This is a genomic window from Microbacterium sp. Be9, assembly GCF_011754135.1.
GTDB lineage: Bacteria > Actinomycetota > Actinomycetes > Actinomycetales > Microbacteriaceae > Microbacterium > Microbacterium maritypicum_A.
Genome location: NZ_WNWT01000004.1, coordinates 14298 through 36871, shown reverse-complemented (window position 1 = coordinate 36871; position 22574 = coordinate 14298). Strand labels below are relative to the sequence as shown.

The window sequence follows — 22574 nt, the reverse complement described above, 5'->3', positions numbered from 1 at the left end:
TAATTGTATATCTATCAGGGATTTTCGTAAACGCCAAGCATCCACGCACCTAGAGCGCGGAGTTGGCTGGCACAGTGCGCGGGGCCTCGCGGTGATCAAAGACGAGGCGAGGCGAAGGGCGGACAACCAGGTCATGGGCCTCGTCCGCAATCTCGCGCACTGACTGGAAGTTCTTGGCCACGGTTGCCCACCTGAGGTATGCGATGTCATCGACTCGGCGCAGCGTCGAGGTGACTCCGGCCGACAGTTGAGCACTGAGGACCTTTCGTTGGCCTGCGAGATGGGCTAGGACCCAGGCCGCAACCAGTTGCGCATTGTCCACCGGCCGGTGCCGTCCGACGAGTGCCATCTCGATGCTGTTCGTGAATTGCTGGAGCCCGAACGCACGTGCTTCTCCGGACTTCTTGATGACGTGCGTTGGATGGGGCGTAACGACATCGGGCCACCACCGGTCGAGTGGGCGCGCAGGCTGGCGGGGGATCGCGCGCTTGAGATCCGAGTACGCGCCGGGCGAGTAGAGCCACTCGAGAAAGCCCTGCGCGTTCCGGAGACCTGCACGCCCGGGGGTGTCGACGCGTCCACGAATGCCGAGTGCGTATAGCACGTGCACCGAACGGTCGCTCGCCTGCCGGAGTCGCAACTCGGTGGCTTGACGAATGTCGGTGTCGACGATCGCGGCGGCGTAGCTGCCTGATGAGTGGTGTTCGCGCTCCTCGACGCTCAGCGGTTGAACCAACCCAGCAAGTCGCTCCTGCAGGTCGCCTTCGATATCGGCGATGATCTGGTTGATCTCCTCGTCAGGTAGGCGGCCGAGGACCGCAGTTCGAAGATCCCGACGAAGACGGGTAACGGAGTATCTCTCGGTGATCTGCTTGTCACTCGCTCGACGCACGAAAGTATCCTTCAGATCCTCGTGGCGGAGCGACTCGGTCGTATGGAACTTATGCTCCGCGTTTGCCTTGCACACCCGGCGACGGGTGGTAGAGCGGCCGTCAACAGCAAGCCGTGTATCGATGATGTTTGAGTCGGAGATGACGCCGTCGGCGCCGCAGCTCGGGCAGTACAAATCCTCGTCCCCCTAGTGCCTGGTGGGCAGGATTCTAGTGATCGCAGGCGATCTCCGATCACGGGCACACCACATGTTGGCAGCTCCGACCGAGATCTCTAGTCGCTGGCCACGCCCTCGCTAGGGATTCGTTGCCGACCGGTGGACGGCGGCGCACACTTGCGGCACAACCGCACGCAAGGAGGATGCCATGCTTACTCGGCTCGCAAGTGACCCCCCGGTGATCGCGCTTCTCGACGTGTTCGAGCGTGTTCGTACGCGCTTGGAACTTGGCGGTCATAGGTTCCCAACAACCTCCGACATCCTCATCACGTCTCAGAGCCTGATCGCGGCCGGAGCCGAGTTTTCCGATGTTGTGGTCGCTGCGCAGCAGGACTGGTTCCGCCGCGGACAAACGGGGTGCGTATTCGCTCGCATCGCCGCGCTGAAGCACACCGATGGCGCTTGGCCGTACCTGGTTGTCGACAACGAGACGACCCCGGAATACTTGGACAGTCGCGTGACCGAGCTGTGCGACGGCGACGGCATTCAGGTCGCCAGTATCGTGTTTCCACAGTGCTCATCGCTTTCGGACTTCGTCAAGGTCGTCGGCGAGCTCGTCCACACCACGACATTCTGGTGCGAGGGCTTGAAGGTCCTGGGGACCAGCGCGATCCTCAAGATCCGGCGCCCGATCAGCCCCGGTGTCGAAGCGTGGGTCATGGCATTCGGCCCGGACCCCTCGCTCCCGGCAACGCGCCGAGCGCCGTTCTATGAGCTGGCCCTCCGAGTCAAGTCGAAGCGAGGTGATGAGTATCGTCGCCTCAATCAGGATCCGTCCGTCGCCCATCTGGCGGATTTCCCGCTCACGATGCCGCCGCGACACTGGGACGATCGCTGGGACACCACCAAGCGCCGCACCGCGGCGATTCTTGGGCATGTTCCGGATCAAGTGTCGGCGGCGCGGTCAACACTGACGGTTCCGGTGGAGCTGCTTGACAAGTTTGGGCACGTCCCGCACAGTGTGCCCCAGACATGAGTGACCTACGACTCGACGACTTCTGGCAGGCGCTGGACGAACTGAACGGTTCGTCCAGCGCCTGCTCTCTCTATGACTCTTCAACCCCCGCGTCGCAGCTCCGGCGGCGCAACCTGAGTCGATACTTGGAGCTCATGGCCGCGAGGATGCCGAGTACGCTCCTGGTTGGTGAAGCGCCTGGCTACAGGGGAACGGCGGTTACTGGCGTCCCATTCATGAGTGTGCGCGAGATCACGTCCGCACCCGGTCTAGTGAGCGGCGCAGCTGATGGTGACGACTACGAGGTGCCCGACGAGCCCCCGTTCGTCCGCGAAGCAACGTCTCAGGCGATGTGGTCGACGCTTGCTGAAGACGCGGAGCTTCCGCTGTTGTGGGCCGCCTTTCCGCTTCATCCGCATGAGCCCGGGCATCCCTTCACGAATCGTCGGCCAACGCCAACAGAGATTCGCGCTGGTCTCTCCGTGACGCTCGCCCTTGTGCATGCATTCAAGATCGAACGAGTTATCGCTGTCGGCCGTGTCGCCCAGGCGGTCCTAGCACCGCATTTTCCTGCAATTCCATACGTCCGCCATCCGGCTCGGGGTGGCGTCGCTCAGTTCCGGTCCCAGCTTCGAGATTTGCGCGAGGAGCAATTGCGTTCGTGAGTGCCCGGTGCTGAATGATTGAGGGCGGCGACCGCGCCGGACGAGAACTCGGAGGTTCTCAAGTCCGGGCAGTCGCCGCCCTGTTGTCAGGCCGCGGATGGCGGACTGACGTTGGTTGACGCGATCTCGTCGTGGAGCACTGGCACTACACGGGTGTCTTCCGCGGCCGTCCAGCGCTCCAGGGTGACCATCGCCCAGACGAGCGCCTCGAAGTAGTCCGCGTACGTCCTCTGGTTGCGGTACCACTTCGGGTCACCGACAGTCCGCACTTCAACGCGCCACTCCCCCGGGTGGGCGAGCATGGCGACCACTTCGCTCGGGACATCGGCGCTGTCGCCGCTCCGGTCGGGCAGCCCCGTGATGAGCGCCGGGCCGACGAGCATGGCCCTCTGGCGAGCTTCGGGCACGAAGTACCACCAGAGGAATGTCGCCCGAGGATTGAAGGGGAGATTGAGCATCAGCCCCTCCTCGTGGACGTACACCGTCACGCCGAGCGCCGGGACGTCGACCGGCTCGATCGAGCCGCCCACCACGGACTGGTAGTCCTCGAGCGCGTCGACGTCGCACTCCTTGATCGGCTCGCCCTCGGTGGTCGGGATGACGAGCGCCTTCACCATGACCGGTCACCTCCGAAGAGGGGAAGCTCGGCGATGTGAATCGGTGGCTCGCTCCGAACTCGGAACCGAGCTCCGGGACGCATCGTGGCCTCGAAAAGCAGACACCAGAGGGCGGCGTCGAAGACGCTGTCGAAGCGCGCGAACGAGTCGCACCAGGAGCTGCGGTCGTACGGGCGGACCTGCACCACGAAGTTGTCGCGGTGAAAGATCTGCTCGACGACCACCTCCGGGATGTCGCCCTCGCGCTCCCGGTCGCCGACGCCCGTCAGGACGACGTCGCCGAGGATGACCGGGTGGGCCGTCGGATGTGCACTGTGGAGCCACCAGAACGCAGTGGCCCGGGTGTTCAGCGGACCGTGGGTCCGACGTTCGGCCTCGTTCATGTAGATGGTCACGCCGATGGACGGGATCTCGATGAGATCCAGCCAGCCGTCGACCGCCTCCTGGAACGCGCCAAGGTCGGCGAGCTCTACGAGGGCAGGGCGCTGCTCTGTGTCGTGCGGGATGACGATGCTGCGCACCATTCGTCCCACCTCCTTACTGTTGTCGCGGCCGAGAACCCCTCTCGGGTTCTCTTCCGAAGCCGCGGGGCAGCAACGAGGAACTGACCATGTCGGTGGTCACCAGAAGACTCCGACTCATGCCGACCTGCACGAAGACGCGCTATCGCGACCGGATCGCGGCGTTGCTGGTGCTGGCTCAGATTCAGAACCAAGACAAGCTTCGCGTCCGAAGCAGGAAGCGCGCGTCTACTTCTGCGACGACTGCCGTGGTTGGCATCTCACGTCGCGCAAGCGCTGGCGTTGATGGTGTACCGACTGTCCGGGACGAGCGCGATGAAGCGCCCAGTCCCGAACAGCCGGATCTCCCTGCATGCCGAACTGCGGTCAGGCGGAACCCGACGACCGGCGCGGCGTCTTGCCGCCGCTCGCACCGCCGAAGATGGCCTCGATCGCGCTCTGCTTGGTCTTGGCTTCGCGCTCGATCTCGGCGCGCACCGTCTCGGCGCGCTCGAGCACCTTCGGGTCGGACTTGCTGGTCTCGACCCACGACTCGAGGGCGAGGCGGATCTCTTCGGTGACGGTGCGGTCGTTGAGCTGGGCGAGCACGTCCAGCTGCGCCCGCAGGCCATCGGTGATACGAACGGCGAGCGTCCGCAACGGACCGAGTGCCGAGGCCGGCACGTCGGCAGGGGTGTTCTCACTCATGGTGAGCCTCCTCATCGGAAGCGACGGACGATCCCCGGTTGGGATCATCTACGCCGCACGCCGACGAGGAGCGAGGCCGATTATGCACCGCCTGTTCGCGGGGTCAATCTTCCGATCGCGAGCGTTGTCAATTCCGCAACGGCGGGCGACGCCAGGCAGCTGTGCTGTCTAGTGATCGCCCAGGCGGGCGTATGCCTCACGGAAGCCCGCGACGAACTGATCACGCACGTTGCCGAGCGGAAAGCTCAGGGCGCGGGTGTGAAGCAATGGCAGCCCAGCTTCGCGCAGCGGCAGCGCGAGCGCATCGAAGACATCGCTGCTGCAGAGAATGATGCCGTCCGGGTTGAGGGCGCGGGCGCGCTCGATGCAGCCTGGGACGTTCTCGCGAAGTATCGCCTTGCGCTGCTTCTTGCTTGATACATCGTTGACGGGGTAGGGAACCAGATCGATCAGGAAGACGCCGTCGGCCTGCAGCCGTCGCAGCCATGGGCGCTTGTCGTGCGAGCGCTTCTCCAGCCCACGGAGGTCGTACAGAGCCTCGACGACGCCACGGTAGAGGTTGTCGTAGCCGAGATGGTCGGCGTAGAAGAAGTTCCGCGGCCGAGTGCCGCCGTGGTCGGTCGGCGCGCTCTCGCCAATCAGGAGCAGGCGGACATGCTCGGGCTGATACTGGGCGCGCAGTTCGGCATACCAAGCGTCCTCGATCTCGTTCACCACTGCGGAAGCCCCTCGTGCCACTCGTGGTCTGGCGGTAGGCCGACGCGTTCCGTGAGCGCAAGGTCTCGGAAGCCCGAGGGCAGCAGAACCGGGGCGGCGCTCTGGTCAACTTCGAGCAGGTCCCAGCGGTCCTCGTAGTCGGCAAAGGTCCGAAGGAGCACCCGAGAGCGCTCGACCGGCGCATTCCGCTTTCCAGGGAGCGCATCGGGATGGGTGAGCCAGTTCATGTGCTCGATCCAAGCCGCCGCCGCGACGTGGACGCGGGGCACCACAAAACTGCGGGGATGGTCGCGGAGATCGTGAGGGATTGCGACCATGACGAAGTACTCCCGCTCGTGCAGGCTCGGTGCCTGCGACTTTGAGCCGAGCGGCCAGCTGATCGAGTCCATCTTGGCGCCGCGCGCTGCCTTCACCTGGACTTCGACGAGGCGACGCTCAGTGCCATCTGCGAGCACCGCGAGGATGTCGGTGCGTTCGAGTCCGTCCCGGGTGAGGGCCGGTGCCCAGCCGCGTCGAGCCAGCTCGGCGGCGACATGGTGTTCGCCGATCGTCTTCGTCTGCTTCGTATCGACCACGATCTGAGGCTATCGATGCGGCCGGACACCGATCGGCGCCGCTCCCTGCAGACATACGAAGAGGGCGCCCGCGAACTTGGGACGCCCTCTGCGTATGGCCTAGAAGCGGATCCTGTCGGGCTTGAGCGTGATCTTCGTGCCGTCGCTGATCAGCTGCGCCCACTCGGTCAGCTCGGGGTCGGTGATCTTGCCGTCGTAGCGCGCGAACAGGCGCTGCAGTGCGGGCTTGATCTCCTCGATCGGGCGACCGGTATACGTGGCGCTCATGCGCTCGAGCTCCCGGTTCTGCTCACGCGCCATCTGATCGATGCCCTTCTGGGCCTCGCGCTGAACCTCGCGCATGAATGCGTTCTTGTCGAACTTGAACGAACTGCTCATCTGGTGAACTGCCTCTCCGCTCGTGGGAGCGGGTAGCGAAGCAGTCGGAGCACCCGGAGCGGTATCGCGTCGCGTGAAGTGCTGGTAGGGAGGGCCGACCAGCAGGTGATCGACCCTCCCCGGTGCTCAGCCCTTGCCGAGCGTCGAGCCGGCCTTCGACTTGGCGGTCTTGCTCGACGAGTCGGACGCAAGCGTCCGTCCCGCCTTGCTGAGTGCCGCCTTCGAGGGCTTTCCGGACGACCGTGACGACGACTTCGCCATCAGGTACTCCTTCCGCTTCTTGAGTTGAAGCAGATCTCTCGAGGACCGGCTCACCGGGTCGCGAAGAGGCCATCTGAGCCTCTAGAGTCGAGTAGTCCGTCCAAGACACTCAGCCCCGATCTGCTGCGATTCGAGCCTTGCGCCGAACCAGTCGGTCGGGGCTTTTCTCGCACTCCATAGCCTACCGCGCACCGCCGACAGGCGGCCAGCTGTGGCTTTGGGGTCCCGTTTGGGTACCGAACCTTATGCACAAGCGTTTCGGGCGCTAGGGGCGCCCCTGGGGGCCTTCTAGGCCCGGATTTCCGGTCTAGTCGACCAAATCGATACTTACAGCCGTGTAATTCTCCACAGGCAACGGATGCTTCGACGAGCTATCCACAGTCCGATGTTGTGGAAACTGCGTCAAGCGGTCGCTATCCAGGTCGCCGCCCAAAACAACAAAGCGCGGATCATCGCCAGAGACTCACTCGAGCGCTGGAATTTCTCTCGGTGGTCAGCCTCGCGCCGAGCCCTGGGGTCTTGAGCATCGTCCCCGTTTGCCAGATGGGCCACACCGGCATCACCCAGAACACCTCGATAACGAACTCGTCGTCGCCGGGACTTGCGGGCGGTAGCAAGGGGATGTTGTCGAAGCGCTCCTGCGCTGTCGCGAAGAACTCGCTCGTCTCGGAGTCGTGGAGCACGAAGTCGCGCTCCTGGTACTCCCCGTTGATGTGCACGTGCGGTCGGCGCCACTGGGATCCGTGCAGGACATCGACTATCACTCCGGCAACGACAAGTCCGTCCATCTCGCTGACGACGATCTTCCCCCAGGGCCGCTCGATCGTGAGTGTGTCCCGCAGGATGTAGCTCAGCTTCTCGGCACCGCGGTCGCTCCGCCGAAGCCCGGTGCGCTGTTCGACGTGATGTTCCTCTGCGTAGACCTTGAGACGCGCATCGAGCGTGTCGCCTGGCGTCTGGAACCCGCTGGTGTCGAAGTAGGCGCGGATATCGCTCTCGGTATCGGCGCCGTGACGAACAAGCGCATCGAGCATCGCCCCGTACGCACGCTCGATGCTTCCGCGACCGACGACGTCGGTAAGCATCTCAGACATGGCCATCCGCTCCATACCAAACTCACCTGGGCCGCGACGCAATTGCCGCAGTTCGGCGAGAATCTCGCGCCGAAGCGGATCATCCTTCATCCCGCCATCGTGTCAGTTTCGTGTCAGTGACGCTGTTTCCTCCGTACACGAGCCTGGAATTACCAACTCCCCATCCGCAGGGAGCTACCTCCAGGAGGCAGAAGATGACCGCATCCGAACTGCTCCCCACCACGGGGAGCGCCATGAGCCCGCAGGGGTTCTCTTCGTTGTCGCTGGGCATCCAGCGGCAGACCCGCCGCGAGGTGGAGCGAGTGCAGTCCCGCGCCATCGTCGCCAAGCTCACCGAGGACGGCCGCGCGTTCGTGACGCACACCGCGCTCGAGCACGTCGGTGCCCTGACGGCGCTGGAGCAGCACCTCATCACGGTCGCACCGCTCGGCGAAGCCCGCTACCGCGAGATCGTCGACAGCTACACGCTGGGCGCCTCTGCAGCGATTCGGCGGTGGCAGTGATGGCCACCACGACCCAGGGCGCCTTCGACCGCCTGGTCGACGTGTCGGCCGAGACGATCCAGTGGGCGCGTGACCTTGTGGTCGCGGTCCGGAACTCCTTCGGCGAGCGTCGTCGGGCGCGCATCGAGGCCGAGCTCGACCGCAAGCAGGAAGAGCTGCGCCGCACCGTGCTCCAGCTGGCCAATGCGCTCGGCATGGAAGCGCACGAGGCGCGCAAGGCGCTCATCCGCGAGTCCTTCCTCGCCTCGGGGAGCACGCCGAACGAGTCGTCGGACTCGTGATCTGAACCGCGCGGCGGCGCGGGCGATGACCACCCGGCGTCCGCGTCGCCGCATCAACTGCTCGTCAGCGTCCCGGTCGTTGTGGTTTTCGCAACGACCGCGACCGGAATATTGACGACTCGTTCTCGGACGCGCATAACCAGTCCTCGCCATCGCTCGCACCCTTTGCTGCGGGCTGGAGAAAGGAGTTCCTTGACATGACCAAACTGACCCCGGGCGCCGCCGCGGCGTCCACGCACAAGAAGTACGCCGTGATCTACGCCGATCCGCCCTGGGATATCGCCCAGGCCGGCGCCCGCGGCGCCATCAACCACTACGACCTGATGACCTTAGACCGCATCAAGCAGATGCCGGTCGCCGAGCTCGCCGCTGAGAACGCGACGCTGCTGCTGTGGACGACCAATGCCGCACTGCCTGGAGCACTGGAGGTTATGAAGGCATGGGGCTTCACCTATAAGACGAACGCCGTCTGGGACAAGTACTACATGGGCCTCGGGAACTACTTCCGCGGCTCCCACGAGATCCTGCTGCACGGCGTGCGCGGCCGGGCACCGTTCAAGTTCCGCGGCCAGCGCTCGACACTGCTCTTCCCACGGCAGGCGCACAGCCAGAAGCCCGAAGAAATGATCCCCCTGATCGAGCGCGTCCTCGACGGCCCGTACCTCGAGCTGTTCGCGCGGCAGCGTCCGAACAGCCACGCGGACTGGTCGGTGTGGGGGAACGAGATCGACTGCGACATCACGATCCCGGGGTATCCGGTGCCGAGCGACTTCACCAGAGCCGGCGCAGATGGAGGGGTCGGTGATGACTGATGCCCGACGACACCCCCGCGCCCACGCCGATGCGCTTCTTCCGCGCCTGCCTGCTCATTCTCGGCGGCATCGTCGCTCTCTGGCTCGCCTTGGAGCTACTCGCGCAGTTCTGGGGCTGGGTCCTCCTGATCGTCGGCATCGCTCTCGTCTGGTGGTGCGCGGTCATCGTGTACCGCTACTGGTGGGGTCGACGGTTCTAAGCATGAGCGAGTTCACCTCTGTCGGGTCGTTGTGGAATGGACAACGGCGCTTGAAAACGCTTGACAAATCGAGCGTTCGAGTTCGTAATAGGCGCCATTGTGCTCATTCGGCTTATGGCTATGAGCGATCCCAACGTCCTTCCGCGACCGTGACGCGAACCAATCAGCCCTTCATGGGCAGCGGTGGGAAGGAGGTTGTCTCATGACCCGACACACCCGCGGCCGTCGCCGCTACCGGAAGAGCGTGGACCGGCGCGTCCAGGTGTTCTCCGAGTCCAACAGCGATACGCGCACCGAGCGGATCGCTCGCATCATCACCAGCGCCGGTCTCGAACAAGCTCGCCTCGAAGCCGCAGCTCGCGCCGAGTACTTCGAACGTGACAAAGGAGGCGACCATGCCTGACTTGGTCTTCACACGTCTGCATCTGCCGCGCCCACTCGGCGCCGACAGCGTGGCTCAGCTGATGACGCGCCTGATGAGCGCCGACGCTCCACGACCGCTCGTCTTCGAGGTACACGCCAGCGCGGACGGCGTGACGCATCTCGTCGGCTACCCGTCCGCGGCCGCACCGCGCCTCAAGCGCCTCCTTCGGGGCCACCTTCCAGGCCTCGCCCTTGAGCCCGCCACACGGCCGGACGTGGCCGCTGTCAGCCGGGTCGTGGCGCACCCCGCCATCCTGCCGCTCGCCGACACCGACCCGGAGCAGGTCACGTCGGCGATATACCTCGCACTCGCGGCACGACGAGGCGAGGAGCACGTTGCGCTGCAGCTCGTCCTGGGACGTACGCAAGCGGCGCATTCGGTCTCAGCGAAGTCGGCCGACCCGATGCAGCCACTCGCGTCCCTCGTGTTCGAAGGTGTCCGCGCCGTGGAGCCTGAGACGCGCCGTCGGCTTCAACTGCGAGCTGGCCAGCCCACGACCGCAGTGACGCTCCGGATCGGGGTCACGGCTGGCACCCAGAAGCGAACCGGCGCGCTCGTCTGGGAAGTGTTCGGTGCCCTCCAGCTACTGCAGAGTCCCGGACTTCGGCTCAGCCTCAACTACGACTCGTCGAGCCGCTGGCGCGCGGCAACCGCTCGCGCCGCGTTTCGGCTTTCACCGGACGAGCTGACGTCGATGCTGGCCTGGCCGCTCGGCGAGCGCGACTATCCCGGCATCGCCGGCACCCATCCGCGTCGCTTGCCGGTGCCCGAGATCGTCAGCGCGACGTCGTCGGTATTCGCGACCGGTACCGCACCGGGTCCGGAGCGTCTGATCGGGATGGATCCGGCCAGTCGGCTGCAGCACCTGGTGGCGACCGGGCCAACGGGCTCGGGCAAGTCCACCGTGCTGGAGCACCTCATCCTCTCCGACATCGAGGCTGGTCGGGCCTGCGTAGTCGTCGAGCCCAAGGCGCAACTGGTCGACAGCATCCTCGATCGCATCGCCCCCGAGCATGCGCAGCGCGTTGTCGTGCTGGACGCTGCCGACACGATGCCGGTGGGCTTCAACCCGCTCGACATCGGCGACCGCGATCCGGACGTCGTGGTCGACGGCATCATCGCCGCCCTCGCCGCCGTCTTCGAGGAAGGGTGGGGACCACGCACCGAGTACCTGATCCACGGTGCGCTCCTATCGCTCGCCCGGGCTGGGCAACGGACCATCGATCCGTACACGCTCATCGATCTGCCACGCCTCCTCACGGACGCTGCCTTCCGACGCCCAGTGATCGCCGCGATGCAGGACGACGCGACGCTGGCCTCCTTCTGGGCCGAGTTTGAGGAACTCAGCCCCGCCCAACGCGCTGCCATGATCGCTGCACCTCTGAACAAGCTTCGCAAGATCCTGTTGCGCGCACCGCTGGTTCTCGTGCTCGGGCAGGCACGACCGCGCTTCCGGCTCCGCGACGTCTTCCGCGAGCGCAGCGTCGTCCTGGTACCGCTGAACGATGCGCTGATCGGGACCGGTGCGGCCAAGCTGCTCGGCAGCCTGATCGTCGCCGAGATCTGGAACGCGACGCTGGAGCGTGCCCGCGAGAAGGACCCGACGAAGCGGCCGGGGATGGTGTTCATCGACGAGGTGCAGAACTACCTGCACCTGCCGACCTCGATCGCCGACGCCCTCGCGACCTCACGTTCCTATGGCGTCGCCTGGCATCTGGCACACCAGTACCGAGGCCAGCTTCCACCCGCCATGCGGGCGGCGCTCGATACGAATGCGCGCAGCAAGATCTGCTTCGCCGTCGGCCCGGACGACGCCCGCGATCTCGCCCGGATGGCCCCCCAACTGTCTGCCGGCGACTTCCAGGCGCTGCCTCGCTTCGAGATCTACGCCCACCTGGTTGCCGGGAGCGTGCCAGCCGGATGGTGCTCGGGGCGCACCCTTCCACCGCGCCCAGCGCTCGGTACCCGCGACGATGTCCGCCAGCGCAGCCGAGATCGCTACGGCGCCCTGCCGCCGACCACCTCCGAAGTCGCAGCAACCCCGTCACCAGAGGACCAGGCGGACCGCCCGACGCACCAGAAGGCGAGGCGCGCATGATCGCTCGGCACGCCCTCAACCACTGGATCGCCCTGTCCGCTCGACGCTCCGTCCGCTGTTCACTTCACGACGAACACCCGCCGCCACGTTCGGCCCCGTTCCGGCGAACATCGGCCGGTGCGGGCGCGGACTGCCTCCGCGTTGCAGGACACTTCACCCCAGTCCGGAGGGCAGCCTCGTGATGGCCGCTGTTCGTCATCTCGACCTCGAGGAGCACCTCACTGAGCGCGACGTTCGCATCCTCGAGGATCTGGAACGCTTTCGACTTCTCACCACTCGACAGCTACAGCGACTGCACTTCCCGGCGGCACCCCTGGGTCCACATGTCACCGCGAGCGGTGCGACGCGAGGGACGACCCGCGTGCTGAACCGACTCGAAGCCCGCGGTGCAATCACGCGGCTGGCCCGGCGTATCGGCGGCATCAAGCACGGCTCAGCCGTCACGATCTGGCAGCTCGGGCCAGCGGGCGACCGCTACCTTCGTGCCCGACGCGGCGAACCGCGGAGGCGGCGCTACGACGAGCCAGGTCTCACATTCGTCGCTCACACCCTCGCCGTCGCCGACATCGCGGTCAGTCTGCTTGAGCAGGCACACGCCCAAGGCTTCGAACTCCTCGAACTCGAACTCGAGCCGGCCAGCTGGCGCAGCTTCAACAGCAGCGGCGCCTCCGTGATCACGCTCAAGCCCGACCTCCTGGTCGTCACTGCCGACGCCAGCACCGAGACGCACTCGTTCATCGAGGTCGACCGCGCCACCGAGCATCTGCCCGCCGTACTTCGAAAGTGCCAGACCTACCAGCGCCACCAACGCACGGGCATCGAACAACAGGCGCGGGAGCTGTACCCGGCCGTCGTCTGGATCGTCCCCACCATCGACCGCGCCCAGAAGATCCGCGAGGCCATCGCAGCTGATCGCGGACTCGAGCCGGGCATGTTCACCATCATCACCGGCGAGCAGACACTCGCCACGCTGGCCCCGTACGGGCCGTCATCATCATTCACCCCGAAAGGAGGAATCACATGAACTCATCAACCATCCCCGTCGCGCCGACTGGCGCCGAAAACAACGACCTGCGCACCAAGCCCAAGTTCCCGAAATGGATGCGCACCATCGACCAGACCGAGCACGCACACTTCATCATCGATGCCTGGCTCACGCTCGACCCGAACAGTCGCGATGCCTTCCTGGCGCAGCTCATCGCGGCCACCATTCACGATGGCCCCGGCAGCGCACTCGAGCGCTTCGCCGGAACCGGCATCCTCGACGCCGAAGCGGCGCTCGCTGAACTCAACGACGTCACCGTCCCGATCGAGCGAGAGCCCTGGCTCGACGCGCTCGGGCGCTACATCATCACCGCGGGGAAGCGCTCATGAGCGAGCACGAGCCCACTGTCACACCCGAAATGCGTCTCGCACCTGAACGCATGTCACCCGACTGGCGTCGACTCGAAGTCGCCTCCCACCGCTTCGAACATCCCATCGCGAACGGCATCGCAGCCGCACTCGCGGAACACCGGGAAGTCGACCACGACACCGCCCGCTGCATCGCCCACGCGCTCGGGCGCGCGCTCGGACGAGAGTCCGCCCTCGCCGAGTTCGGGAGGACGGGCGAGAGCACCTACCTCGATCTTCGCGAGGAATACCTACGCCTCTACACCGACGAGGACGCCACCGCCGAGGTCAAAGAACTCATCGACTGGTTCGGTACGTACCTCATCGACAAGATGGGAACCGGCTCCGGGCGGACGTATCAGAACGAGCATCTGCCACCCAAGCTCGACCGTCTCCTGGTGCGTACCACTCTCACCACCAGCGGTAGGCCCGTCACGGTGCATGTCCCCGCCAGCCTCGACGCCGCCGGGATGGAGCAACTGATCGTCCGTCTCGAAGAGTGCGACGAGTTCTTCGGTCCCGCATTCAGAGCGTTCCTGGCGCTGCCGGATGTGAACGCCGCCGCGGCGGATCTGCTCGACAGCTTCCAGGAGAACTACGTCGGCAGTTTCAACTCCATCGATGACGCGGTCTACGCGCTCAGTCCACTCGAGGACTGGGAGATCGAGCTCGGCAACTGGGCTGATGATCACAGCCTGCCCGCTGACGCCGTCCACCTGAACATCGACTACGTCATCGAACGCACCCGCGACGTCTATGACTTCGTCGAGGAGGGGGGCATGCTCTATGCCTTCAACAAGTAGCAGTGACCCACCCCGCAGACGAGGGCGCCCACGCGCAGACCGGCGCATCGACATCACACCCGTCTGGCGTGCGCGACCCGATCCGCGTCGGCTCGCTCGCGTACTCCTCGGCCTCGTCGTTCACCTAGAACAGCCAACGAAAGAGCCCCAGACACAAGAAGGGAAGGGCCATGGACGAGCGCCCTGAGCGAGGTGAAAACTACATCGCCGACGCGACCCCGGTCGACGGCGGTGTAGGTGCCGGGAAAGCCGCCAAAGGACTGGACTTCCCGGCCGAGAAGAGCGTAAATCCGGAGGACCTAACCGAAGGAGGGCCTCATATGTACCAAGAAGGCGAGGAAGCGGCAGCCACCCTGGCAAAGCCGAATCTCACATCAGTCGCAGGGCTTGAACACCTATTCAAGGGCGACGACACGATGCACGTCCCGCTCCGCACGGGCGTGGCAATCAGCTATCTGCGCGTCTCCACGACGCGCCAGCTCAACACCGCAGCCGACCTCGACGAGGACGGCAACAGCATCGCCACTCAGCGCGAGTGGGCGATCCGCAAGGCGAAGGAGCTCGGCGTGCCGATCCTTCGCGAGTTCGTCGAACCGGGCCAGTCCGCGCAGACCATCGACAAGCGGCCGGAGTTCAAGAAGCTCCTCCGCTTCGTCGATGCCAATCCGGATGTGCGCTACGTCGTGATCTACATGCGCTCGCGCGTCTTCCGCAACCACCTCGACGCCGCCATCACCAAGCGCCAGCTGCGCGACAAGGGCGTCGAGCTCATCTCGGCCAAGGAGAACTTCGGCGACGGGTACATGGGCGACGCGATGGAGGCCATCACCGACGTCGTCAACGAACTCCAGGTCCGCATGAGCGGCGAGGACATCCGCATCAAGATGGCCCACAAGGTCGAACGGGGCGGCAGCGTTGGGCGGGCCAAGCTCGGCTACCTGAATGTGCGCAAGGACTTCGACGGACGACTCGTCAACACGATCGACGTCGACCCCGTCCGCGCACCACTCATCATCTGGGCCTTCGAGCAGTACGCCACGAACCAGTTCTCGATCACGCAGCTTCAGATGATGCTCGAAGACCAGGGCCTGACCACGCGGCAATCGAGCAAACGTGCCGCCAAGCCGCTGTCGAGCAGCCAGCTCGCCATGATCCTGCGCGACCCGTACTACACCGGAGTCATCCGCTACAAGGGGAAGCTCCACCCGGGCAGGCACACGCCCCTCATCTCGAAGGAGCTCTTCCTCGCGGTGCAGAAGATCCTCGACGGACGAAACCGCAAGGGCGACCGCGACCGGATCCACTTCCACTTCCTCCGCGGCCTGCTGTACTGCGCCGAATGCAAGTCGGAGGGGCGCACGAGTCGACTCGTCTACAGCCAGAACAAGGGGCACGGCGGCACATACGAGTACTACGTCTGCACCGCGAAGCAGCGCGGTCACTGCTCGATGCCGTCGGCGCGACTGGACGAACTCGAGGACGAAGTGGCGCGACGGGTAGCGGCCGAACGCTTCGATGCTGACGACATCGCGTCCGTTCGTGAGGAAGTTCGACGCGCCCTCGTCGAACTCCAAGCCGCGGATCAGGAGGAGAAGGACGCCCTGCGCACCCAGCTGAAGAAGCTCGAAGCCCAGGAGGAGCGACTCATCGAACTCGCCGCCGACGGAACGATCGCGGTCGAGAAGCTGCGCCAACGCCTCGAGTACGTCACGCTCCAGAAGGGCGCCATCACCGAGAAGCTCACCCGGACGGTCGAACGAATCCGGCACGGCGTCGACAAGGCCTTCGCGTTCGTCGACCTCCTCGAAGATCCCGCCGCGCTCTACAAGCAGCTGCCCGACAACGTCCGCCGCGAGCTGCTCACCGCGTTCTTCACGCGACTCGACGTCCAGGTCACCGACCGCGAGGTGAGCATCGGCGTCGAACGCACCGAACTCAACGCCGGCCTGCACGACTGGCGCGCCCAGCACCGCCTCAGCGCCTCGGCCCACACACCGGCCAAAGAAAAGAGAGCCTCCCGCATTCCTGCGGAAGACTCTCTTTCGGACCCATACCCGCTTACTCAGTCCAAAGGTTTGAATAAGCCTGTATTGGTCGGGCTGACAGGATTTGAACCTGCGACCCCTTGACCCCCAGTCAAGTGCGCTACCAAGCTGCGCCACAGCCCGTTGTTCTGCGCTCTCGCGCAGGCAACTCCCCTATCTTAGCCGTATCTCCACCCCCTCCGCGAACCGAGGCGTTGCGAGTGTCGGATGCCCGGCGTAGCGTCACGGCATGGTGACGATCACGACCGAGGTGGCGACGACCGCTCGTTGGGATGACGTGCAGCACGCGCTCACCGGAGGCGGGGATGGAGCAAGCTGTCAGTGCATCTGGCCGGTGCTCAGCAACAAGGACTGGAACACGACAACGACTCCGCAACGCATCGAGATGTTCCGCGCCGAGATCGACGACGGCCCGCCGCCGGGAATCATCGCCTACGTCGACGGCGAGGCCGCAGGTTGGATCCGCATCGGTCCCCGCACCCGCCAGGCGCGTGTTCCCCGCACCCGCATCATCGCGTCGGCCAGCACCGAGCCGTTCGACGACGAATCAGTGTGGGCCGTGACGTGCTTCGTGGTGCGCCGAGAACACCGCGGTGCCGGGCTCAACCTCGAACTCCTGCTCGCGGCGGTGGATTACGCCCGCGGCTCCGGGGCCCGCCTGATCGAGGGGTATCCCGTGGACACCGGGGGCGAGAGGAAGCGCACCAACGACCTGTTCCACGGCACCCTGGGCACGTTCCTCTCCGCCGGCTTCACGGAGAAGACCGAGCTCAAACCTGGTCGCGCGCTGGTCACCCTCGATCTGACCCCATGATGACGATCGCCCAGAAGCCACTAGCGTGAAAGGCATGACCGACGAGAACGCGACCATCGACGATCCCGAGCTCGGCAGGTTCGCCCGTGCCCGTTCGGAACTCACCGACGGCACGGTACTGACGCACGATTGGTTCGTCGGCACCACCTCCGTCGAGGGCACCGAGGTCGAGCTCATGCTGGAGGGCACGAGCTCCGACGAGGTCGCACCGCTCCTTCCCCGCATGCGCGACGCGGTCAAGCGACTGGACATCGTGCACCGGATCGCCACCGACGCGGTCGTCGCGAATTTCAGCACGGGTGCCCCTGAACCCCGCGAGCTCGACGAAGCCGCCTCCGACCTCACGATCGAGGCGATCGAGGCGGCTTCCGACGGCACCGTCATCCTGCACCTCACCGACAACTGCGGAGAGCACTTCCCCGAAGGCTACTGGCCGGCCGTGCACCTCAGTGTCGACGACAGCGTCACGCAGGTCGCCGTCGAATCGTGAACAGCGGGATGACGCCGGGGCCGACGCCGGGGACGGCGATGCCCGTCGCCCCCAGTCAGGGCGAACCCTACGATGGCGGGATGCAACGTCGCTCCCCGCGCCACGCTCTCATGTGGGCCTTTCTCCCGTTCGCGGTGATGTCCCTCCTGCACGTCATCCTCCTGACCATCGACAACCCGCTCGCTGCGCCCACGAAGCTGCTGCTGATGCCGTTGCTGGCCATTCCGGTGCTGGTCTCTGCGCGACGCCTCTCTCCGCGGATCACGCTCCTCCTCCTCGTCGCGGCATTGTCGTTCTCCTGGCTCGGCGACGGTGCCGGCACCTTCTTCCCCCAGGGCCCGGAGCTGCCTCTGATGCTGACCTTCTTCGGCATCGCCCACGTGGCATACATCGTGCTGTTCGCGCGCCACCTGTCCGTCCGGCGCATGCCCTGGTGGGCGCTGGTGTACGCCGCCTGGTGGGCGGGCATGATCACGACCCTGGGTTCGCACACGGGCGATCTATTCATCGCCGTCGCCGCCTACGGGCTCGTGCTCGGCGGAACCGCGGCATTCTCAGCGCGCTGTCACCCCCTCATCGCGGTCGGCGGGGCCTTCTTCCTCGCCAGCGACACCATCCTCGCCTTCCGCCTGTTCCTCCCCGATTCGCTGCCGTCCTGGAGCAGCCCTGCAGTCATGCTCACCTATACGATCGGCCAAGGCCTGATCGTTGCCGGCGCCCTCGTGACGCTGCGGAAGAGGAGCACTTGATGGATGCCGCCCGTGTCGACAGCTGGCTCTGGGCCATCCGCGTCTACAAGACGCGGTCGGCCGCGACGACCGCATGCCGAGCGGGGCATGTACGGGTGAACGGAGACAAGGTGAAGGCCGCGCAGCAGGTTCGCATCGGCGATGAGCTGCGCATACGCATCGCGGGATTCGATCGGATCCTCATCGTCCGTCAGCTCCTGGTCAAGCGCGTGGGGGCTCCGGTGGCCGCGCTCGCCTACGAGGATCGCACTCCCGAGCGCGAGCCCCAGGCAGCGCTGGGACTCCGCGACCGCGGGGCCGGACGCCCCACCAAGCGAGAACGCCGCGACATCGACAAACTGCGCGGGCGGAACGACGAGAGCTTTCACTGATATCCCGGCATGCACCGCCATCACACCTTACGATATTCGAAGCTTTGTTCTAATCTGGAGGTATGCCACTCTCGACTGATCTCGACCTCGATCTCGAGGAACGACGGCGCGTCTTGGACGCGTGGGTCGACACGAGACGTCGGATCGCCGCACTCGAAGCCGAGGCCGCAGACCTGCTGACGGAGCAGATCGCCATCCTCGACGCCGATGTCTCCGCGAGCCCTTTTCATCGCGAGGCGATCCATCGCTCGATGATCGCGGAGTTCTCCGCTGCCGGACACGTGTCGAAAGGCTCGATGGAGTTCGCCTTCGCCGATGCCCACGCCCTTCACACCCATCTCCCGGCCGTCCGTGCCGCATTCGCCGACGGCATGATCAGCGTCGGACATGTGCGAGAGATCTCCAGGGCCTGCGCGGTCGTCGCCGAAGCGATCCGCAACAGGAAGGCCGATCCCGCGGTCATGGAACTCTTCGAAGCCGCGGCGCTCGTCGTCGCCGAACGCGACACGGCCGCACGCACACGCGCCCATGCGCGCCAGGTCGCGGCTGCCCTCGTCGGCGAGACGCTCGTGGAGAGGCACCGCCGCGCTGCAGAAGAACGATGTGTGACGGTGAGGGCACTCGACGACGGCCTGGCACTTCTCACCGCGGTGCTCCCCGAGTGGATCGCCGCCGCGATCTCCGACCGGCTCAACCGGATGACGCACGAAGTCGTACGGGCTCGAGACACCCGCGAGATCCTGCCCCCACCCCGGTGGTTCCACGATGCGGCTGAGCACATCGATGAGCCTCCCCTCGATGAGCCTCCCCCCGCCGCCCCATCGGTCGACTTCGTCGATGGTGGCGTGATCCGCGGTGCTGATGGTGACACGTTCGCGACAGATCCCGAAGTGACGCACTTTCCGGCCGACACCCGAACATGGAAGCAGACCGAGGCGGACCTGTTCTCGGACCTGCTCCTGACCGCAGATCCGAGCACCGCACACGGCGACGCCCTCGACGGCATCCAGGCCCGCATTCAGGTGACCGTCGCGGCGACCACGCTCGCCGGCGTCGACGACCGCCCTGCCGAGCTCGACGGACTCGGCCCCCTGAGGCCCGACATCGTCCGGGAGCTGGCGGGGCGCAACACCGGCTGGACCCGTCTGTTCCTCGACCCGACAGGCATGGTGGTCGAGACAGACACCTATACGCCGACCGAGGGGATGCGACGGTTCCTGCGCGCGCGTGACCGACACTGCCGCTTCCCGGGGTGCCGCATGCCGGCGCACCGCAGCGAGATCGACCACAACCACGATCATGCGAAGGGAGGGAAGACCAGGCTCGACAACCTCGGCCACTTCTGCCGGGGCCACCACACGCTCAAGCATCCGGACATTCCCGATCCGTATCGCTGGACCGCTCAGCAGGAGAAGGACGGCAGCATCACGTGGCACAGCCCGCTGGGCCGCGACTATGCCGACCCGCCGCCCCGACGCGTGATGTTCGTCTGAATCACGACGTCGGGACCCCAGCGCTAGGACCACGGCGCGCTAGGAACAGCGCGCGGGGCTTGGGGCGAAAGTCAGCCGTTGGCCGCGAAGAGATCGAGCAACCACCCGGCCGAACGGATGTGCGCGGCTCCGGCGCTCTCGGCGCGATCACGGAGGCCCCTATCGCTCGTGACGGTCACGACCAGCTGCTGCATCGCGACACGGCGCTCGACTTCGGCGACGATCGCGTCATCACCCGCGGCTTCCGCGCGGATCACCGAGACCGTGCCGGCCTGGTCTTCGATACCTCGCGCCTGCCCCTCGACCACCATCGACACGTCGGGGAACCACTCATCGCCTGCGAGTTCCAGCGCGTGCGCGGGGACCGCCAGTCCCTCCAGACGCGCACGAAGACGAGCTGCGGCGCCCGCACGGTCTTTCCACCACCCATCAGGGACCGAGCCGACGACATTCGCGGCATCCACCACGATCGCCGGCCGCACGTCGAGCAATTCGAGCAGCGCCGGCCACGACGAACCGAAACCGGGGTGCAACGGTCGTGACGACACCTGATCGACCGGCACCCACTCAAGCGCGACGCTCTCGGGGTCGCTGATCACCGGCTCGAAAGGCTCCCCGACATCGGCGACGACGGTCGTGTACGACCAGATGCCCAGATCGAGAACGCTCGTGAACCGGGCGCGCACGGCACCGTCCGGCACGCCCGCCTCTTCCTGGGCCTCACGGATCGCTCCCGCGATCGCGCTCTCCCCCTCGTGGAGTGCGCCGCCCGGCAAGCCCCAGGTTCCACCGAAGTGACTCCACGCGACACGATGCTGCAGCAGGATGCCACGTGCGGGGTCATAGGCGAGAAGCCCGGCAGCACCGAAGCGCCCCCAGTACTTCTCCCCCGACTCCGCGATCACCCAGGCATCACCGGGGTTCCGCGGCCCCTCGGGGCGACGCGGTTCACCGAAAGCAGGAGGTACGACAGTCACCCCTTCAGCCTTTCACAGCATCGGGGTCACAGCACCACGGCGCGACATGCGCCGGAACAGATCAGCGCTGACGCTTCTCGCGCACGCGCATGTTGATCACGATCGGCGTGCCCTCGAACGAGTAGAGCTCGCGCAGACGCCGCTGGATGAACCGGCGGTACCCGGGGTCGAGGAAACCGGTCGTGAACAGCACGAACGTCGGCGGGCGCGTCGACGCCTGGGTGCCGAACAGGATGCGCGGCTGCTTGCCACCGCGCAGCGGGTGCGGGTGCTCCGCCACGAGTTCTGCGAGGAACGCGTTGAACTTGCCCGTCGGAATACGACGGTCCCAGTTCTCCAGGGCCGTCTCCAGCGCGGGCACGAGCTTGTCGAGGTGACGCCCGGTCTTCGCCGAGATGTTCACCCGCGGGGCCCAGGCGACGTGCGCCAGATCCTGCTCGATCTCACGCTCGAGGTAGCGACGGCGGTCGGCGTTCTCGAGATCGTCGTCGTTCAGACGGTCCCACTTGTTGAAGGCGAGCACGAGCGCGCGGCCCGACTCCAGCACGAGATCGATGATGCGTACGTCCTGCTCACTGATCGACTCCGAGACGTCGAGAACGACGACGGCGACCTCGGCCTTCTCCAGCGCGGCCGAAGTGCGCAGCGAGGCGTAGAAGTCGGCCCCCTGCGCCATGTGCACGCGACGACGAATACCGGCGGTGTCGACCAGACGCCACATCTTCCCGCCGAGTTCCACGACCTCGTCCACCGGGTCACGGGTGGTGCCGGCCAGATCGTTGACGACCACGCGCTCCTCGCCTGCCGCCTTGTTCAGCAGTGACGACTTGCCCACGTTCGGACGACCGAGGATGGCGACGCGGCGCGGTCCGCCGATCTCCTGCTTCGCGACGGCCGAGACCTCGGGAAGCTTCTTGAGCACAGCATCCAGCAGGTCGGCGACGCCGCGTCCGTGGATCGCCGACACGGGCCAGGGCTCGCCGAGGCCCAGGCTCCACAGCGCTGCGGTCTCCGGCTCCTGGCGGGCGTCATCGATCTTGTTGGCGACGAGGAACACCGGCTTGCCGCTCTTGCGCAGCAGCTTCACGACGTGCTCGTCGGTCGACGTCGCCCCCACCATCGCGTCGACGACGAACAGCACCATGTCGGCGAGGTCGATCGCGACCTCGGCCTGCATCGCGACCGAACGGTCGATGCCGCGCGCGTCGGGCTCCCACCCGCCGGTGTCGACGAGCGAGAAGCGACGGTCGGCCCACTCGGCCTTGTACGTCACGCGGTCACGGGTGACACCGGGGGTGTCCTCGACGACGGCCTCGCGGCGGCCGAGGATGCGGTTGACCAACGCGGACTTGCCCACGTTCGGTCGTCCGACGATCGCCACCACGGGAAGAGCCGGACTGTAGTGGATGCCGTCTTCGCCGAGCGTGATGCCCGCGAGGAGTTCCGCGTCCTCATCGTCCAGCTCGTAGTCGGAGAGGCCGGCGCGCAGCGTCTCCGCGCGCTGCTCGGCGAGATGCTCGTCGAGCTGGTCCATCTTCTCGGCG

29 protein-coding genes and 1 tRNA gene are annotated in these 22574 nt (G+C 65.9%); 18 read left to right on the top strand and 12 right to left on the bottom strand.

What is annotated here, in order from left to right; translation table 11 throughout:
• Positions 1–49: 49 nt before the first annotated feature.
• Positions 50–892, bottom strand: coding sequence for a hypothetical protein (locus GLO27_RS04400; protein WP_208323546.1), 843 nt, complete (start codon positions 890–892; stop codon positions 50–52).
• Between the two features lie 364 nt (positions 893–1256).
• Here GLO27_RS04400 and GLO27_RS04395 point away from each other — a divergent pair, with 364 nt between their 5' ends.
• Both GLO27_RS04395 and GLO27_RS04390 read left to right on the top strand, forming a co-directional pair.
• Positions 1257–2084 carry a hypothetical protein gene (locus GLO27_RS04395; protein ID WP_167253827.1) on the top strand — a complete coding sequence of 276 codons (828 nt, stop codon included), beginning with the start codon at positions 1257–1259 and terminating at the stop codon, positions 2082–2084.
• A gap of 215 nt (positions 2085–2299) precedes the next feature.
• Positions 2300–2728, top strand: a complete 429-nt coding sequence (locus GLO27_RS04390; RefSeq protein WP_208323545.1) for a uracil-DNA glycosylase — start codon at positions 2300–2302, stop codon at positions 2726–2728.
• Between the two features lie 86 nt (positions 2729–2814).
• Here GLO27_RS04390 and GLO27_RS04385 read toward each other — a convergent pair whose 3' ends face one another.
• From GLO27_RS04385 to GLO27_RS04355, 8 genes are all read right to left on the bottom strand, one after another.
• Positions 2815–3345: a DUF3846 domain-containing protein gene (locus GLO27_RS04385; protein WP_167253823.1), complete on the bottom strand. Its 531-nt coding sequence runs from the start codon at positions 3343–3345 to the stop codon at positions 2815–2817.
• On the bottom strand, positions 3339–3869 hold the full coding sequence (locus tag GLO27_RS04380) for a DUF3846 domain-containing protein (protein WP_167253821.1): 531 nt from the start codon (positions 3867–3869) through the stop codon (positions 3339–3341). Before GLO27_RS04380 ends, GLO27_RS04385 begins: the two co-directional genes overlap by 7 nt.
• 363 nt (positions 3870–4232) lie before the next feature.
• Entirely contained in the window at positions 4233–4553 is a 321-nt protein-coding gene (locus GLO27_RS04375) for a DNA-binding protein (protein WP_167253819.1), read from the bottom strand.
• A 168-nt stretch (positions 4554–4721) separates the two neighbouring features.
• Positions 4722–5267, bottom strand: coding sequence for a hypothetical protein (locus GLO27_RS04370; RefSeq protein ID WP_208323544.1), 546 nt, complete (start codon positions 5265–5267; stop codon positions 4722–4724).
• Complete coding sequence (locus GLO27_RS04365) at positions 5264–5845, bottom strand: hypothetical protein (protein WP_347878392.1); 582 nt, start codon at positions 5843–5845, stop codon at positions 5264–5266. Before GLO27_RS04365 ends, GLO27_RS04370 begins: the two co-directional genes overlap by 4 nt.
• Positions 5846–5944: 99 nt before the next feature.
• Positions 5945–6223, bottom strand: coding sequence for a hypothetical protein (locus tag GLO27_RS04360; RefSeq protein WP_243844744.1), 279 nt, complete (start codon positions 6221–6223; stop codon positions 5945–5947).
• Positions 6224–6349: 126 nt separating this feature from the next.
• Positions 6350–6484: a hypothetical protein gene (locus GLO27_RS19995; RefSeq protein ID WP_269747796.1), complete on the bottom strand. Its 135-nt coding sequence runs from the start codon at positions 6482–6484 to the stop codon at positions 6350–6352.
• 449 nt (positions 6485–6933) lie between these two features.
• Entirely contained in the window at positions 6934–7578 is a 645-nt protein-coding gene (locus tag GLO27_RS04355) for a hypothetical protein (protein WP_167253815.1), read from the bottom strand.
• A 194-nt stretch (positions 7579–7772) separates the two neighbouring features.
• On the opposite strand from GLO27_RS04355, the gene GLO27_RS04350 reads away from it, so the two are divergent.
• The 11 genes from GLO27_RS04350 (at position 7773) to GLO27_RS04305 (ending at position 16220) form a co-directional block, all read left to right on the top strand.
• On the top strand, positions 7773–8081 hold the full coding sequence (locus GLO27_RS04350; protein WP_167253813.1) for a hypothetical protein: 309 nt from the start codon (positions 7773–7775) through the stop codon (positions 8079–8081).
• Positions 8081–8362 carry a hypothetical protein gene (locus GLO27_RS04345; protein WP_167253811.1) on the top strand — a complete coding sequence of 94 codons (282 nt, stop codon included), beginning with the start codon at positions 8081–8083 and terminating at the stop codon, positions 8360–8362. Before GLO27_RS04350 ends, GLO27_RS04345 begins: the two co-directional genes overlap by 1 nt.
• 197 nt (positions 8363–8559) lie before the next feature.
• Positions 8560–9174, top strand: a complete 615-nt coding sequence (locus tag GLO27_RS04340; RefSeq protein ID WP_167253809.1) for an MT-A70 family methyltransferase — start codon at positions 8560–8562, stop codon at positions 9172–9174.
• Positions 9174–9374 (top strand): hypothetical protein, encoded by a 201-nt coding sequence (locus tag GLO27_RS04335; protein ID WP_167253807.1) that lies wholly within the window; start codon positions 9174–9176, stop codon positions 9372–9374. Before GLO27_RS04340 ends, GLO27_RS04335 begins: the two co-directional genes overlap by 1 nt.
• Positions 9375–9576: 202 nt before the next feature.
• A complete protein-coding gene (locus GLO27_RS04330; RefSeq protein WP_167253806.1) occupies positions 9577–9777 on the top strand; it encodes a hypothetical protein in 201 nt (66 codons plus the stop codon).
• Positions 9770–11896: a type IV secretory system conjugative DNA transfer family protein gene (locus tag GLO27_RS04325; protein ID WP_167253803.1), complete on the top strand. Its 2127-nt coding sequence runs from the start codon at positions 9770–9772 to the stop codon at positions 11894–11896. Before GLO27_RS04330 ends, GLO27_RS04325 begins: the two co-directional genes overlap by 8 nt.
• A gap of 181 nt (positions 11897–12077) precedes the next feature.
• A complete protein-coding gene (locus GLO27_RS04320) occupies positions 12078–12920 on the top strand; it encodes a replication-relaxation family protein (protein WP_167253801.1) in 843 nt (280 codons plus the stop codon).
• The gene (locus tag GLO27_RS04315) at positions 12917–13270 is read left to right on the top strand and encodes a hypothetical protein (RefSeq protein ID WP_167253799.1); all 354 of its coding nucleotides are present in this window, start codon (positions 12917–12919) and stop codon (positions 13268–13270) included. The genes GLO27_RS04320 and GLO27_RS04315 overlap by 4 nt, the downstream gene beginning before the upstream one ends.
• A 50-nt stretch (positions 13271–13320) precedes the next feature.
• On the top strand, positions 13321–14091 hold the full coding sequence (locus GLO27_RS04310; RefSeq protein WP_208323543.1) for a hypothetical protein: 771 nt from the start codon (positions 13321–13323) through the stop codon (positions 14089–14091).
• A gap of 2 nt (positions 14092–14093) precedes the next feature.
• Positions 14094–14219: a hypothetical protein gene (locus GLO27_RS19990; protein WP_279587979.1), complete on the top strand. Its 126-nt coding sequence runs from the start codon at positions 14094–14096 to the stop codon at positions 14217–14219.
• Positions 14220–14507: 288 nt separating this feature from the next.
• Positions 14508–16220, top strand: coding sequence for a recombinase family protein (locus GLO27_RS04305; RefSeq protein WP_167253795.1), 1713 nt, complete (start codon positions 14508–14510; stop codon positions 16218–16220).
• Here the strand turns inward: GLO27_RS04305 and GLO27_RS04300 are convergent.
• Positions 16183–16259: transfer RNA gene (locus GLO27_RS04300), tRNA-Pro, on the bottom strand. The two genes, GLO27_RS04305 and GLO27_RS04300, sit on opposite strands and share 38 nt — an antisense overlap.
• A 106-nt stretch (positions 16260–16365) precedes the next feature.
• Between GLO27_RS04300 and GLO27_RS04295 the strand changes: the two genes are divergently transcribed.
• The 5 genes from GLO27_RS04295 to GLO27_RS04275 all read left to right on the top strand — a co-directional run bounded on the left by GLO27_RS04295 (position 16366) and on the right by GLO27_RS04275 (position 20053).
• Positions 16366–16950, top strand: a complete 585-nt coding sequence (locus tag GLO27_RS04295) for a GNAT family N-acetyltransferase (protein ID WP_167253793.1) — start codon at positions 16366–16368, stop codon at positions 16948–16950.
• A gap of 34 nt (positions 16951–16984) precedes the next feature.
• Positions 16985–17440: a hypothetical protein gene (locus tag GLO27_RS04290; RefSeq protein WP_021199285.1), complete on the top strand. Its 456-nt coding sequence runs from the start codon at positions 16985–16987 to the stop codon at positions 17438–17440.
• 80 nt (positions 17441–17520) lie between these two features.
• Entirely contained in the window at positions 17521–18189 is a 669-nt protein-coding gene (locus tag GLO27_RS04285; protein WP_167253791.1) for a lysoplasmalogenase, read from the top strand.
• Positions 18189–18560, top strand: a complete 372-nt coding sequence (locus tag GLO27_RS04280) for an RNA-binding S4 domain-containing protein (protein WP_021199283.1) — start codon at positions 18189–18191, stop codon at positions 18558–18560. Before GLO27_RS04285 ends, GLO27_RS04280 begins: the two co-directional genes overlap by 1 nt.
• A gap of 62 nt (positions 18561–18622) precedes the next feature.
• A complete protein-coding gene (locus tag GLO27_RS04275; protein WP_167253789.1) occupies positions 18623–20053 on the top strand; it encodes an HNH endonuclease signature motif containing protein in 1431 nt (476 codons plus the stop codon).
• Between the two features lie 71 nt (positions 20054–20124).
• Here GLO27_RS04275 and GLO27_RS04270 read toward each other — a convergent pair whose 3' ends face one another.
• Together GLO27_RS04270 and der are read right to left on the bottom strand one after the other, a co-directional pair.
• Positions 20125–21030, bottom strand: a complete 906-nt coding sequence (locus GLO27_RS04270; RefSeq protein ID WP_029258968.1) for an NUDIX hydrolase — start codon at positions 21028–21030, stop codon at positions 20125–20127.
• Between the two features lie 61 nt (positions 21031–21091).
• A complete protein-coding gene (gene der, locus GLO27_RS04265) occupies positions 21092–22564 on the bottom strand; it encodes a ribosome biogenesis GTPase Der (protein ID WP_208323601.1) in 1473 nt (490 codons plus the stop codon).
• Between the last annotated feature and the right edge of the window lie 10 nt (positions 22565–22574).

Coding starts and splice junctions, on each gene's coding strand:
- GLO27_RS04340 (WP_167253809.1), top strand. CDS start 8,560: ATGACCAAACTGACCCCGGGCGCCGCCGCGGCGTCCACGCACAAGAAG.
- GLO27_RS04275 (WP_167253789.1), top strand. CDS start 18,623: ATGCCACTCTCGACTGATCTCGACCTCGATCTCGAGGAACGACGGCGC.
- GLO27_RS04390 (WP_208323545.1), top strand. CDS start 2,300: ATGAGTGTGCGCGAGATCACGTCCGCACCCGGTCTAGTGAGCGGCGCA.
- GLO27_RS04385 (WP_167253823.1), bottom strand. CDS start 3,345: ATGGTGAAGGCGCTCGTCATCCCGACCACCGAGGGCGAGCCGATCAAG.
- GLO27_RS04285 (WP_167253791.1), top strand. CDS start 17,521: ATGCAACGTCGCTCCCCGCGCCACGCTCTCATGTGGGCCTTTCTCCCG.
- der (WP_208323601.1), bottom strand. CDS start 22,564: ATGGACCAGCTCGACGAGCATCTCGCCGAGCAGCGCGCGGAGACGCTG.
- GLO27_RS04325 (WP_167253803.1), top strand. CDS start 9,770: ATGCCTGACTTGGTCTTCACACGTCTGCATCTGCCGCGCCCACTCGGC.
- GLO27_RS04280 (WP_021199283.1), top strand. CDS start 18,189: ATGGATGCCGCCCGTGTCGACAGCTGGCTCTGGGCCATCCGCGTCTAC.
- GLO27_RS04395 (WP_167253827.1), top strand. CDS start 1,257: ATGCTTACTCGGCTCGCAAGTGACCCCCCGGTGATCGCGCTTCTCGAC.
- GLO27_RS19995 (WP_269747796.1), bottom strand. CDS start 6,484: ATGGCGAAGTCGTCGTCACGGTCGTCCGGAAAGCCCTCGAAGGCGGCA.
- GLO27_RS04335 (WP_167253807.1), top strand. CDS start 9,174: ATGCCCGACGACACCCCCGCGCCCACGCCGATGCGCTTCTTCCGCGCC.
- GLO27_RS04375 (WP_167253819.1), bottom strand. CDS start 4,553: ATGAGTGAGAACACCCCTGCCGACGTGCCGGCCTCGGCACTCGGTCCG.
- GLO27_RS04290 (WP_021199285.1), top strand. CDS start 16,985: ATGACCGACGAGAACGCGACCATCGACGATCCCGAGCTCGGCAGGTTC.
- GLO27_RS04315 (WP_167253799.1), top strand. CDS start 12,917: ATGAACTCATCAACCATCCCCGTCGCGCCGACTGGCGCCGAAAACAAC.
- GLO27_RS04305 (WP_167253795.1), top strand. CDS start 14,508: ATGCACGTCCCGCTCCGCACGGGCGTGGCAATCAGCTATCTGCGCGTC.
- GLO27_RS04360 (WP_243844744.1), bottom strand. CDS start 6,223: ATGAGCAGTTCGTTCAAGTTCGACAAGAACGCATTCATGCGCGAGGTT.
- GLO27_RS04380 (WP_167253821.1), bottom strand. CDS start 3,869: ATGGTGCGCAGCATCGTCATCCCGCACGACACAGAGCAGCGCCCTGCC.
- GLO27_RS04310 (WP_208323543.1), top strand. CDS start 13,321: ATGTCACCCGACTGGCGTCGACTCGAAGTCGCCTCCCACCGCTTCGAA.
- GLO27_RS04350 (WP_167253813.1), top strand. CDS start 7,773: ATGACCGCATCCGAACTGCTCCCCACCACGGGGAGCGCCATGAGCCCG.
- GLO27_RS04345 (WP_167253811.1), top strand. CDS start 8,081: ATGGCCACCACGACCCAGGGCGCCTTCGACCGCCTGGTCGACGTGTCG.
- GLO27_RS04355 (WP_167253815.1), bottom strand. CDS start 7,578: ATGTCTGAGATGCTTACCGACGTCGTCGGTCGCGGAAGCATCGAGCGT.
- GLO27_RS04320 (WP_167253801.1), top strand. CDS start 12,078: ATGGCCGCTGTTCGTCATCTCGACCTCGAGGAGCACCTCACTGAGCGC.
- GLO27_RS04295 (WP_167253793.1), top strand. CDS start 16,366: ATGGTGACGATCACGACCGAGGTGGCGACGACCGCTCGTTGGGATGAC.
- GLO27_RS04330 (WP_167253806.1), top strand. CDS start 9,577: ATGACCCGACACACCCGCGGCCGTCGCCGCTACCGGAAGAGCGTGGAC.